Genomic DNA, 13,316 nt, shown 5'->3' with positions numbered 1-13,316 from the left:
TTGCTATGGACAGGTTAAAGCATGGTCTCGGCGAGGCAGCGGGCTGGCTGTTCTTCCTCAGTTTTCTCATGCTGCTCGCGCTGGCGGTGCCCGGCTCCGTCTTCGACGCGCAATCGAAGGATTTCATCCTGCTGATCGGCGTCATCGGCATCTGGCGCTACTCCATGGGCGCCCTCCACTTCCTGCGCGGGATGCTGTTCCTGTACGTGGTGTTCCCCTATTACCGGCGCAAGGCGCACAAGCTGGGCAAGGACGCCGATCCTTCCCATGTGTTCCTGATGGTCACCAGTTTCCGCATCGACGCCCTGACCACCGGCAAGGTGTACGGCTCGGTGATCCAAGAAGCGATCGACTGCGGCTACCCGACCACCGTGGTCTGCTCGATCGTGGAAATGTCCGACGAGCTGCTGATCAAGAGCCTCTGGGCCAAGCTGAGCCCGCCGGAGCGGGTCAAGCTGGACTTCGTGCGGATCGCCGGAACCGGCAAGCGCGACGGTCTGGCCAACGGCTTCCGTGCCATCTCCCGGCACATGCCCGACGAAAACGCCGTGGTCGCGGTGATCGACGGCGACACCGTGCTGGATGCCGGCGTGGTGCGCAAGACGGTCCCCTACTTCAAGATCTTCCCCAACATGGGTGGCCTGACCACCAACGAATTCTGCGAAGTGCTGGGCAGCTACATCATGAGCGAGTGGCACAAGCTGCGCTTCGCCCAGCGCCACATCAACATGTGCTCGATGGCCCTGTCCCATCGCGTGCTCACCCTCACCGGGCGCATGTCCATGTTCCGTGCCCGGGTGGTGACCGACCCCGAGTTCATCGCCGACGTGGAGAGCGATAACCTCGACCACTGGCGCCTCGGCCGCTTCAAGTTCCTCACCGGCGACGACAAGTCCAGCTGGTTCAGCCTCATGCGCTTGGGCTACGACACCTTCTACGTGCCCGATGCGGAGATCCATACCGTCGAGCACCCGCCGGAGAAGAGCTTCATCAAGGCCAGCCGCAAGCTGATGTTCCGCTGGTACGGCAACAACCTGCGGCAAAACTCCCGGGCGCTGAAGCTGGGGGTCGGCCGCCTCGGCTGGTTCACCTCGGTGGTTCTGCTCGACCAGCGCTTCTCCATGTGGACGAGCCTGCTCGGCCTGTGCGTGGCGATCATCGCCAGCATCAAGTACAACCTGGTCTTCCTCCTGATCTACCTGTTGTGGATCTGCTCGACGCGCTTCGTCCTGACCCTCCTGCTCTCCGCATCCGGCCACCACATAGGACCGGCCTATCCGTTGATCCTCTACTACAACCAGATCGTCGGCGCACTGGTGAAGATCCACGTGTTCTTCCGCCTCGACCAGCAGTCATGGACGCGCCAGGACACCAAGCTCAACCGCGAACTCGCCAGCTTCCAGAGCTGGTTCAACAACTGGTCGTCACGGGCCATGACTTTCTCCGCAACCAGCCTATTCATCGCTGTGCTGATGGTCGCGGTCTGAGCGGGCACGAATGATTCGAGAAGGAAGACAACCATGAATACCGCAGTCAACGTCAATGTGGTCCACGAGTCGGAAGCTCAACGGCAACATGCCCGGGTCAAGCTGCCGGCGAAGATCCGCTTCGTCGGCAACAACCGGCAGACCATCGATCAGCGCCTGATCGACATCTCCGCCGGCGGCTTCAGTTTCGTCGCCGCCCCGCAGTCCAACCAGGTGGGCGACCACCACAAGGGCAAGCTGCTGTTCCAGATCGACAACCTGAGCCTGGCCATGGACGTGGACTTCCAGGTGCGCTCGGTCGATCCGGAGAGCGGCCGCACCGGTTGCCAGTTCCAGAACCTGGATGCGCGGCAGATCTCGACCCTGCGCCACCTGATCACCGCCCACCTGAGCGGCGAGCTGGTCACCATCGGCGACGTCATGAGCACCCTGCAGCGGGACAATTTCACCAAGTCCCGCAAAGGCAAGACCCTCGCCCCGCAGACCCTGCTCGAGCGCGCGCGCGCGATCGCCTTCAGCCTGGGCGTCCTGGTCGTCGGCGTCGGCGCCTTCGGCCTGATCCTCAAGGAGCTGTACGGCATCTACTTCGTCACCCATGCCGAATCGGCCATGATCAGCGTGCCGGGCATGCAGGTGACCATGCCGCGCGAAGGCACCGTACAGAGCCTGGTCGGCCCGGACGGCATCGTCGCCAAGGGCGCCCCCATCGCCTCCTTCTCCTCCACCATGCTGGAAGTGCTCAAGGGCCACCTGACCGAGGAGCAACTGAACCCGGCCAACGTCGAGCAGCTGTTCAGCCGCCAGATGAAGGGCACCCTGACCAGCCCCTGCGACTGCAAGGTGATCCGCCAGACGGTCGCCGACGGCCAGTACGCCACCAAGGGCTCGGTGATCTTCGAACTGGTGCCGCGCAACAGCGAGGCGGACATCGAGGCGCGCTTCCCCTACCGCGACTTCGAGCGGGTCAAGCCGGGCACGCGGGTCGAATTCCTCCTGCCGGGCGAGGAGAAGGAGCGCCACGGCCAGATCGTCAGCAGCACGCTGCAGAACGCCGAACTGTCGGACTCGATCCACGTGGTCATCCGTCCCGAGCAGCCGCTCGACAGCACCCTGATCGGCCAGCCGGTCGAGGTGCAGGTCGACCGCGGTCCCTCTTTCGACTGGCTGATCGACAAAGCTCTGGCCGCAGGCTTCTGAAAGGGAATTCAAGGTGAAAGGGACGACTAGATTTCTGCTGATTTCGGCGCTGGGCAGCCTCGCCGCCTGCGCCAATCTCGACATCCCCGACCAGCGGCTGGCGCAGGAAGCGCTGCAACGGGGAGACACGGCCACCGCCGAACGGCATTTCCGCCAGCTCGCCGCGCTGGGCTACACCGATGCCCAGATCGGCCTGGCCGATCTGCAGGTCGCCAGCCATGACCCGGTGCAGCTGCGCCAGGCCGAACAGACCTACCGCCTGGCGCTGGACGCCTCGCCCCGGGCCAAGGCCCGCCTGGGCAAGCTGCTGGCCGCCAAGCCCGATGCCAGCGAGGCGGAGAAGCGGGAAGCCGAACGTCTGCTCGGCGAAGCCTTCGCCGCCGGCGAGCCGACCGTCCTGCTGCCGCTGGCGATGCTCTACATCCAGTACCCGCAGAGCTTCCCCGACGTGAGCCTGCAGCAGCGCATCAACCAGTGGCGCGCCGCCGGCCATACCCAGGCCGGCCTGGCGCAGATCGTCCTCTACCGCACCCAGGGCAGTTACGACCAGCATCTGGACGAAGTGGAGCAGATCTGCAAGGGCCTGCTCTCCCAGTACGATGTCTGCTATGCCGAACTGGCCACCGTGTATCAGAAGCGCCAGCAGACCGCGCAGCAGCAGGCGCTGCTGAAACAGCTGCTGGCCGCCCAGCGCAGCGGCGCCGTCCCGGCCAGCCGGATCGAATCGGTGGCCGCCGTGCTCGCCGATCCGCAGCTCGGCCCGACCGACGAGAAGACCGCGCAGTCGCTGCTCACCGACATCGCCCCGACCTACCCCGCCGCCTGGATCAGTCTGGCACAGCTGCTCTACGACTTCCCCGCACTCGGCGAGGTCGACCAGTTGCTCGACTACGTCGAGCGCGGCCGCGAAGCCGATCCGCCGCGCGCCCATCTGCTGCTCGGCAAGTTCTACTACGAGGGCAAGCTGGCGCCCCAGAACCCCGCCAAGGCCGAAGAGCACCTGCTCCAGGCCTCGGACGCGAGCACCAGCGCCCACTACTACCTGGGGCAGATCTATCGCCGCGGCTATCTCGGTCAGGTCTATCCGCAGAAGGCGCTCGACCATCTGCTGATCGCCGCCCGGGCCGGTCAGCCCAACGCCGATTACGGCATCGCACAACTGTTCGCCCAGGGCCGCGGGGTCAAGCCCAATCTGGCCAACGCCTACGTTTTCATCCGCCTCGCCCAGCTCCAGGGCAGGCCGGGTACCGAAGCCCTGATGCAGGACATCGAAACCCGGATTTCACCGGCCGAACGCATCCAGGCCGAGCGCCTGATGCGCGAGGAACAGCAGGCGCGCAGCGGCGCCTGGCAAGCCGGACTCCAGATGCAAGCCGTGCAATTAAGTAAGTAGGAAGGAACATGAGTAAAAAGCAATGGATAGGCGCTGGCCTGGGGCTGGGAGCGACACTGCTGTGCAACGGACCGCTGCTTGCGGCCAATAGCCCGGATCGCAACATCGGCATGGACCTGAAGATCACCGGACAATTCGAAGACGACCGCGATCTCGGAACCCGCGGTGGCGGCGACGTGAGCGGCGTGGCGATCGACGCGCGCCCCTGGGTCTACGGGCGGCATGGCGACTGGAGCGGCTTCTTCATGCTGCAGGCGGTTTCCTCCACCGACATCATCGAAACCGACCCGATCTCCCCCAACCTCAAGCCCGAGACTCTCACGAACCGGGACAAGAGCCGCGATCCGGACAAGAGCTATCTGGCCCTACGCGAGTTCTGGATCGATTACCGCGGCCTCACCCCCTACCCCGGCGAGCACCTGCGCTTCGGCCGGCAGCGGGTCTACGCCTCGGAAGGCACCTGGTGGGACACCCGCATCGAGGCCCTGAACTGGATGTTCGACAGCACCCTGCTGCGCGCCCAGCTGGGCGCCGCCGAGCGCTTCTCCGACTACCGCACCGACTACGACGACCTCAGCGCCAACGACGAGAAGCGCGCCAACTTCTTCGGCGGCCTCGACTATCAATGGCATCCAGGCCACTGGGCGGGCTTCAAGCTCCATCACGTCCACGACTACGGAGACCTGCCGAGTTCCTACGACAAGCAGGTCAACGACCAGCAGAGCAAGCCCTATACCGGCAACCTGACCTGGGTCGGCCTGCACCTGGACGGCGACTTCTTCAACTACCGCTCGCGCATGCCGGTCAACTACTGGGGCGAGCTCACCTGGCTGACCGGCCACATCAAGAAACGCTACTTCGCCGACGCCACCACCCCCGCCGACAAGTACGGCGAAGACGTCAACGCCTGGGCCATCGACCTCGGCCTGCGCTGGAACATCAACGAGCAGTGGAAGCTCGGTGCGGCCTACGCCCGCGGCAGCGGCAGCGGGAACGGCGGCGAGGGCGGCGACAACCACGACAGCTCCGGCCAGTTCGTGCAGACCGGCATGCAGAGCAACCGCTCCAGCTTCACCGGCGTGCAGACCCGCATCCACCGCTTCGGCGAAGCCTTCCGCGGCCAGATGACCAACACCCAGGTGGCGAGCCTCTTCACCTCCTGGCGGCCGAACGACACCTACGAGGGGAGCCTGATCTACCACCGTTTCTGGCGGGTCGACGACAACGCCCCGATCGTCAGCAGCGGCGTCAGCCCCTTCAACTACAACAACAAGCCCGCGCTCCAGGATGGCCGGTCGGACCTGGGTCAGGAAGTCGACCTGGTCATCGCCCGCTATTTCCGCCAGGGCGTCATTCCCGGCGCCTGGGATTCGGGGCTGGAGGACCAGTCCGCACTGGTGCGTCTGCGCAGCGGCCTGTTCTTCCCCGGTAACGCCTATGCCAGCAAGGCCGACACGACCATGTACCGGGTCTTCCTCGACTTCGTCTGGCGCTTCTGAGGTGGCGGCACGCTGAAAGGAACCGACGATGAACATGCAACGCAGAATCGCCTCAGCCCTGGCCACGCCGTTGATGCTCGGACTGCTGCTCGCCGGCAGTCCGGCCATCCAGGCCGCCCCGGCGGCCGGCAAGGCCGAACCGGCCCCGAAGTCGACCCAGAGCCTGCGCCTGGCGAGTAGCTATACCGTCTCCAGCGCGCCCGCCGATCATCTGTACATGGACCCGCCGAAACTGCCCGACCTGTCCGGCTACACCCACGAGGCCGTGCTGGCGAAGATCCAGCACAAGCCGGGCGGACGGGCCGCCGTGCGGCGCATCCTCAAGCAGGACGCCCTGAAGGACTTCACCGGCGGCCAGGACCGCCTGCGCCAGTGGGTGCAGCGCCAGCACGGCATGCCCCAGGCGATCTTCATCGAGGGCGGCTTCGTGACACTGGACCAGCTGGCCCGGCAACTGCCGGCCAGCCAGTTCGCCGAGACCGCACCGGGCGTCTACCTGGCCCGCCTGCCGATCGTCGTGGCCCAGGGCGCCACCCTGCACATCGACAAGCGCGTCAAGGACCTGCGGCTGTCCGAGGAAAGCGGTGCCTTCCTGGTCAACGACGGTCACCTGTTCATCACCGACAGCAGCGTGACCGCCTGGCGCGAGGCGAGCAACGGGCCGGCCACCTTCCGCAACAAGCACGCCTTCCGCCCCTTCCTGCTGTCCTGGGGCGGCGCCGACATCTACATCTCGCGCAGCCGGTTCACCAGCCTCGGCTACGAGGCGAGCAAGTCCTACGGCGTGAGCATCAGCCAGTACACGCCGGACATGCAGGCGCGCCTGAAGCGCCCGCGGCCGAGCGGCTGGCTGCTGGAGTCGACCTTCGACGACGTCTACTACGGCTTCTATTGCTACGAGGCCGACGACGTGGTGGTCAAGGGCAACACCTACCGCGACAACATCATCTACGGCATCGACCCGCACGACCGCTCGGAACGGCTGATCATCGCGGAAAACCACGTCTACGGAACCAAGGTCAAGCACGGCATCATCGTTTCCCGCGAGGTCAACAACAGCTGGATCATCAACAACCGCACCCACGACAACAAGCTGTCGGGCATCGTTCTCGACCGCAACAGCGAGAACAACCTGGTCGCCTACAACGAGGTGTACAAGAACCGCTCCGACGGCATCACCCTCTACGAGAGTTCGAACAACCTGATCTGGGGCAACCGGGTCCTCAGCAACGCCCGCCACGGGGTGCGCCTGCGCAACAGCGTGAACACCCGCCTGTACGAGAACATCATCGCCAGCAACCAGCTGACCGGCGTGTACGGGCACATCAAGGATCTCAGCCAGACCGACCGGGACATCAAGCTCGACCCCTTCGATACCCAGGTGTCGATGATCGTGGTCGGCGGTGAACTGGCCGGCAACGGCTCGGCGCCGATCGCCATCGACTCGCCGCTGAGCGTGGAGCTCTACCGGGTGCAGATGCTCGCTCCGCCGAAAAGCTCCGGCATCACCTTCGCCGGCATCCTCCAGGACAAGCAGGAAGAAATCCTCGACCTGATGGTGAGGAAGAAGCGGGCGGTACTCATCGACCCCGTGGAAACCCAGGCCGAACTGCAGAACTGACGAGAAAGCGCCCATGAAGAATCAATGGATTGTCCTTCCCACGCTGGCGGCAGCGATTTCCCTGGCAACGACCGGCGTGCATGCCGAGACGGCGCCCGGCCCGAACTACCGGGCCGAGCCCTGCTGCAGCCTGTGCCCCGCCGCCCATGATCCGGGCCAGTACGACACCGATTACAAGCGCAACTTCACCACCCTGGTGGAAGGCGGCGAAAAGGACTGGCTGTTCCGCACCCGCGAGGATCTGCGCACCGAATTCGGCACCAGCGAAGAGGGCTGGCGCATGCTCCGCGAACTGCACGACGCCTTCAAGCGTCGCGGGGTCGAGCTGGTGGTGGTCTATCAACCGACCCGCGGCCTGGTCAATCGCAGCAAGCTCGCGGCCGAGCAGAAGGCCGGTTTCGACTACGACCTGGCGCTAAAGAACTACCGCAAGGCCCTGGGGCGCTTCGAGGAGATCGGCTTCCGGGTTCCCGACCTGTCGCCCCTGACCGACGAGAAGGAGCCGCACGCCTTCTACTTCCGCGGCGACCAGCACTGGACGCCCTACGGCGCCGAGCGCACCGCGAAGATCGTGGCGGAGACGGTGCGGCACATGCCGGAATTTTCCGGCATTCAGCGCAAGGAGTTCGTCACCCGCAAGCAGGGCCTGATGGGCAAGCGCGGCACCCTGCACAACGTCGCCGGGCAGATCTGCGGCACCAGCTACGCCTACGAATACAGCGACCAGTTCTTCACCGAGCCCAAGGGAGAAAGCGCCAGCGGCGACCTCTTCGGCAACGCCGAGCTTCCGCGGATCACCCTGGTCGGCACCAGCCATAGCGGCGAGAACTACAACTTCAGCGGCTTCCTCGAACAGTACATCGGCGCCGACATCCTCAACGTCGCCTTCCCCGGCGGCGGCCTGGAAGGCGCGATGCTGGAATACCTGGGCAGCGAGGAGTTCCAGACGCATCCGCCGAAGATCCTGATCTGGGAGTTCTCCCCGCTCTACGACCTGGCCCAGGAAAAGATCCACCGGCAGTTCCTGGCCCTGCTGGAAGACAACGCCTGCGACGGCCGCCCGGCCCTGCTCGCCAGCAAGGCCACCCTGCACCCCGGCGGCGGCAGCAAGGAGGTGCTGGTCAACGGTGCCGGCAAGCTGGTGGATGCCAGCAACAGCCGCCACCAGCTGGACATCCGCTTCAGCGACCCCTCGGTGAAAACCCTCGAGGGCTTCATCTGGTACATGACCGGCCGGCGGGAAAAGGTGAAGTTCGAGAAGCCCAACACCGCCGACACCGACGGCCGCTTCGCCTTCCACCTGCGCGACGACGGGGACTGGGGCGGTCTGGACTTCCTGGCTCTGGAGATCCAGACGCCGGAGGGTCTCACCCAGCCGGTCGAGGTGGAAGCCCGGCTGTGCCAGCGCAACGACCATCGCCCCCCGGCCAAACTCACCGCCGACGCCGGCCGCTGAGGTGCACCATGACCCGATCCCGACTCGCGCTCCCCTTCCTGTTCGGCCTCCTGCTGACCGACGGCGCCAGTGCCGCCGGTGCGCTGGTGCCGCCGCACGGCTATTACGCCCCGGTGGAACTCCATGAAGGCAAGGGGGAGACCTGCGCCGCCGTTCCCACGCCCTATACCGGCAAACTGGTGTTCCGCAGCAAGTACGAGGGCTCCGATTCGGCACGGGCGACCCTCAACAAGGAGTCGGAACAGGCCTTCCGTGCCCAGACCGCGAGCATCAACGAACTGGAGCGCGGCGTCAGCCAGATGGTCGAGCACTACATGGAAAAGGGCCGGCCGGAGTACCTGGAATGCGCCCTGAACTGGATGACGACCTGGGCCCAGGCCGGGGCTCTGCTCTCCACCGAGTTCAACCACACCGGCAAGTCCATGCGCAAATGGGCCCTGGGCAGCCTGGCCGGGGCCTACCTGCAGCTCAGGTTCTCCTCCAGCCAGCCGCTCAAGTCCTATCCGCGCGAGCAGCAGCTGATCGAGGAGTGGTTCGCCAGGGTCGGCGAGCAGGTGGTCCGCGACTGGAGCGATCTGCCGCTGAAGCAGATCAACAACCACTCCTACTGGGCGGCCTGGTCGGTGATGGCGACCGCCGTGGCGACCGACCGCCGCGACCTGTTCGACTGGGCGGTGGAAGAGCTGCGCATCGGCGCCAACCAGGTCGACAGCGACGGCTACCTGCCCAACGAGATCCGCCGTCGCCAGCGTGCGCTGGCCTACCACAACTACAGCCTGCCGCCGCTGATGATGATCGCCGCCTTCGCCCAGGCCAACGGAGTGGACCTGCGCGACGAGAACGACGGCGCGCTCGGTCGGCTGGCCAGCAAGGTGCTGGCCGGTGTCGAGAATCCTGCGCCCTTCGCCAAGCGTGCGGACCAGAAGCAGGACATGAGCGATCTGCAGGAGAACTCCAAGTTCTCCTGGCTCGAGCCCTATTGCAGCCTCTATGCCTGCTCGCCGGCCCTGCGCAAGAAAAAGGCCGAGCTGGGGCCGTTCAAGACCTTCCGCCTGGGCGGGGACGTGACCCGGATCTTCGAATCCGCCGGCCCCTCCTCCCGGGCGGCGATAGGCAAGCGCGACTGAAGGGGCGCTGCAACACGGCGGCCGGGGCCCGGATGTCCGCCCCGGCCGCCTGCGTCGCCGATGCCCAGGGCCGCGCACCAGACGCGCCCGGGCGGACATCCCGTTGAGCGGTATCCGGGGGAATGGCCGGCTCGTCGAGAGCCTTGGAATTTGACACTGCGAGAGACACGGGTAATGGTTTTTTCGTCCAACGTATTCCTGTTTCTGTTTTTGCCGGTATTTCTCGGGCTCTACTACCTGAGTGCGCCGCGCCATAGGAACCTATTGCTGCTGACCGCCAGCTATATCTTCTATGCCTGGTGGCGCATCGACTTTCTCGCCCTCTTCGCCGCCGTCACCGTATTCAACTACTGGATCGGCCTGCGCATCGGCGCCGCCGGCGTGCGCAGCAAGGGCGGCCGGCGCTGGCTGACCTTCGGCGTGGCGGTGGACCTGTGCATCCTCGGCTACTTCAAGTACGCCAACTTCGGCGTGGAAAGCCTCAACGCCCTCATCGCCGCCTGGGGCCTCCAGCCCTTCGTCATCACCCACGTGCTGCTGCCTATCGGCATCTCCTTCTACATCTTCGAGTCCATCAGCTACATCATCGACGTCTACCGCGGCGACACCCCCGCCACGCGCAACCTGATCGACTTCGCCGCCTTCGTGGCGATCTTCCCGCACCTGATCGCCGGCCCGGTGCTGCGCTTCAAGGACCTGGTCGACCAGTTCAACCACCGCACCCACACCCTGGAGAAGTTCTCCGAAGGCTGCACCCGCTTCATGCAGGGCTTCATCAAGAAGGTGTTCATCGCCGATTCCCTGGCCCCGCTGGCCGATCACTTCTTCGCCCTGGAAAACCCCAGCACCGGCGACGCCTGGCTCGGCGCGCTGACCTACACCGCACAGCTGTACTTCGACTTCTCCGGCTACAGCGACATGGCCATCGGCCTCGGCCTGATGATGGGCTTCCGCTTCATGGAGAACTTCAACCAGCCGTACATCAGCCAGTCGATCACCGAGTTCTGGCGGCGCTGGCACATCAGCCTGTCCACCTGGCTGCGCGACTACCTCTACATCAGCCTGGGCGGCAACCGTAACGGCACCCTCGCCACCTACCGCAACCTGTTCCTGACCATGCTGCTGGGCGGCCTGTGGCACGGCGCCAACTGGACCTACGTGATCTGGGGCATCTGGCACGGCGCCTGGCTGGCCATCGAGCGCGCCCTGAACATCGATGCCGGGCCGCGGCGCTTCAACCCGCTGAAGTGGGCCTTCGCCTTCCTGCTGGTGGTGCTCGGCTGGGTCATCTTCCGCGCCGAGAACCTGGACGTCGCCTGGCGCATGTACCGGGCCATGTTCAGCTTCGATGGCTGGCAGCTCTCCGAGCTGGGACGCGCCAAGATCACCCAATTGCAAATCGCCACCCTGGTCCTGGCCTACCTCACCCTGGCCGTCTGCGGGCTCTACCGCTTCTACAGCCAGCCGCTGTCGAAGCAGGCGCCGAAGGCCGAGGCCGGCGCCCCGACCGCGGCGACGGCCAGCCGCGCCGCGGTGCCGGTAGCGGAGCCGCCGGCCTGGATCGTCGCCCTGCCGCACTACGTCACCCGCGGCGCGCTGCTCGCCCTGTTCTGCGCCTCGATCCTCAAGCTCTCCGCGCAGAGCTATTCCCCCTTCCTCTATTTTCAGTTCTGAGGAGATACGGACATGACTCTGCACCGCAAACTCTACGTCGCCTCCTTCCTCGCCATCCTCGGCGGACTCGGCCTGGGCGCCGCGCGCGGCCTGCCCGACTACGCCATGCCGGCGGACATCGGCGTGCTCGACGGCGGCCTGGCGCAGTCCTTCGAGAGCCACTTCAACGAGCGCTTCCCGGTCAAGCAGCTGGGCATCAACCTCTGGGCCGCCCTCGACTACCGGCTGTTCCGCGAGGGCCGGCCGGGCGTGCTGGTCGGCAGCCGGGAATGGCTCTACAGCGACGAGGAGATCAAGCCGGTGGTCGGCGGGCAGCGGCACATGCAGGAGAACCTCGAACTGATCCGCGGCGTGCGGGAAACCCTGGCGCACCAGGGCGTGCAGCTGGTGATGGCGGTCGTTCCGGCCAAGGCGCGCCTCTATCCCGAATACCTGGGCGAGCACCGCCCGGCGGGCCTGCACACCGGGCTCTACCGGGAGTTCCACGCCGCCCTGCACGCGGCGGACATCGTCGCGCCCGACCTGCTCGATCCGCTGCGCCAGGGCAAGGGCCGCTCGCTGGTGTTCCTGCGCACCGACACCCACTGGACGCCGCGCGGCGCGCAGATCGTCGCCCACCAGTTGGCCACCGAGGTGAGCCGCCGCGACCTGCTGGAGGAAACCCGGCGCTTCGTCACCGAGACCGGAGAGGCCAAACCCCACAAGGGCGACCTGACCAATTTCCTCCCGCTCGCCCCGCTCTTCGAGGAGCTGCTGCCGCAGCCGGACCTGCTGGTCCAGCACAGCACCCGCCCGGCGGAGGAAGTCGGAGCCGGCGCGGATGCCCTGTTCGCCGACAGCCAGGTGCCGGTGGCCCTGGTCGGCACCAGCTACAGCGCCGACGAGCGCTGGAACTTCGCCGGCGCGCTGCGCCAAGCGCTCGGCAGCGACCTGCTGAACTTCGCCGAGGACGGCCACGGGCCGATCCTGCCGATGCTCAAGTTCCTGCAGAGCGAGGAGTTCAAGAACGCCCCGCCGCAGGTGGTGATCTGGGAATTCCCCGAACGCTACCTGCCGATGGCCAACGACCTGAAGGAATTCGACGCCGGCTGGATCGCCCAGCTCAGGGCCGCCGGCGGCCAGGATCAGCTGGCCGACAACCAGCGCCGTCAGGTTCGCCCCTGAGGAAAACCGCAATGGAGATGCACATGACCCGCTTGCACAAGCCGCACTGGATCGCCGGGATCTGCGCCCTGCTGCTCGGCCTGCCGAGCCTGCCGGCCCAGGCCGACGACGACTCGCCGTATCCCCCGGTCGCGCCCCGGGGCTCGGCCCAGATCCGCCTGTACAACGCCAGCGGCCAGGAAACCGGTGCCACGGTGGGTCCCGTCTCGCTGAGCGAAGTCGCGCCCTTCGCCAGCGGCGATTACGCGCATCTCCAGCCGGGTCGCTACGGCGTGCGGGTCGGCAGCCAGACGCTGCCGGTCGTGCTGGAAGCGGACCGCCAGTACACCCTGGTGAACCAGTCCGGTACCGCGCAACTGGTCGAGGAGCCGCCCTTCAGGAGCCGGCAGAAGGCCCTGCTGCGGCTGCAGAACCTTTCGGACAGGCCGTTGGCCCTCAAGACCGCCGACGGCAGGACCGAAGTCGTGAGCAGTGTCGCGCCCCACGGGAGAGGGGAGCGCGAGATCAATCCGGTGAAGGTCGGCCTGGCATTGTTCGACGGCGAGCGGAAGGTCGCCGATCTCAAGCCGGTCGTACTGGATCGTGGGGAAACCCTTTGCCTGTACGTGACAGGCAGCCCGAGCAGTCTCACTCCGGTGTGGGTCCGGCGTCCCGCCCGCGAGTGAAGCCAAGCATTCCTAAAACAAGCCAGCGCAAAG

General features: G+C 66.0%; 10 protein-coding genes. All 10 read left to right on the top strand.

Features of this window, described 5'->3' with window-relative positions:
* Positions 1–5: 5 nt before the first annotated feature.
* The 10 genes from alg8 (at position 6) to ACFOJE_RS00535 (ending at position 13,283) form a co-directional block, all read left to right on the top strand.
* On the top strand, positions 6–1,487 hold the full coding sequence (alg8, locus tag ACFOJE_RS00580; RefSeq protein WP_377812282.1) for a mannuronan synthase: 1,482 nt from the start codon (positions 6–8) through the stop codon (positions 1,485–1,487).
* 33 nt (positions 1,488–1,520) lie between these two features.
* Positions 1,521–2,684 (top strand): PilZ domain-containing protein, encoded by a 1,164-nt coding sequence (locus ACFOJE_RS00575; protein ID WP_377812281.1) that lies wholly within the window; start codon positions 1,521–1,523, stop codon positions 2,682–2,684.
* Between the two features lie 13 nt (positions 2,685–2,697).
* Complete coding sequence (locus ACFOJE_RS00570) at positions 2,698–4,077, top strand: alginate biosynthesis protein AlgK (RefSeq protein WP_377812280.1); 1,380 nt, start codon at positions 2,698–2,700, stop codon at positions 4,075–4,077.
* A gap of 8 nt (positions 4,078–4,085) precedes the next feature.
* Positions 4,086–5,576, top strand: a complete 1,491-nt coding sequence (locus tag ACFOJE_RS00565) for an alginate export family protein (RefSeq protein WP_377812279.1) — start codon at positions 4,086–4,088, stop codon at positions 5,574–5,576.
* A 28-nt stretch (positions 5,577–5,604) separates the two neighbouring features.
* Positions 5,605–7,197 carry a mannuronan 5-epimerase AlgG gene (gene algG / locus ACFOJE_RS00560; protein WP_377812278.1) on the top strand — a complete coding sequence of 531 codons (1,593 nt, stop codon included), beginning with the start codon at positions 5,605–5,607 and terminating at the stop codon, positions 7,195–7,197.
* Positions 7,198–7,210: 13 nt separating this feature from the next.
* The gene (locus tag ACFOJE_RS00555) at positions 7,211–8,653 is read left to right on the top strand and encodes an alginate O-acetyltransferase (RefSeq protein ID WP_377812277.1); all 1,443 of its coding nucleotides are present in this window, start codon (positions 7,211–7,213) and stop codon (positions 8,651–8,653) included.
* Between the two features lie 8 nt (positions 8,654–8,661).
* Positions 8,662–9,780 (top strand): mannuronate-specific alginate lyase, encoded by a 1,119-nt coding sequence (locus ACFOJE_RS00550; protein WP_377812276.1) that lies wholly within the window; start codon positions 8,662–8,664, stop codon positions 9,778–9,780.
* A gap of 174 nt (positions 9,781–9,954) precedes the next feature.
* Positions 9,955–11,454, top strand: coding sequence for an MBOAT family O-acyltransferase (locus tag ACFOJE_RS00545; RefSeq protein ID WP_377812275.1), 1,500 nt, complete (start codon positions 9,955–9,957; stop codon positions 11,452–11,454).
* 12 nt (positions 11,455–11,466) lie between these two features.
* Positions 11,467–12,618 (top strand): alginate O-acetyltransferase, encoded by a 1,152-nt coding sequence (locus tag ACFOJE_RS00540; protein WP_377812274.1) that lies wholly within the window; start codon positions 11,467–11,469, stop codon positions 12,616–12,618.
* 23 nt (positions 12,619–12,641) lie between these two features.
* A complete protein-coding gene (locus ACFOJE_RS00535; RefSeq protein ID WP_377812273.1) occupies positions 12,642–13,283 on the top strand; it encodes an alginate O-acetyltransferase AlgF in 642 nt (213 codons plus the stop codon).
* Positions 13,284–13,316: the final 33 nt, after the last annotated feature.

The sequence above is a fragment of the Azotobacter bryophylli genome (assembly GCF_042643485.1).
Classification (GTDB): Bacteria; Pseudomonadota; Gammaproteobacteria; order Pseudomonadales; family Pseudomonadaceae; genus Azotobacter; species Azotobacter bryophylli.
The sequence above is the reverse complement of the archived record's forward strand: the minus strand, read 5'-3'. Positions and strand labels throughout refer to the sequence as shown.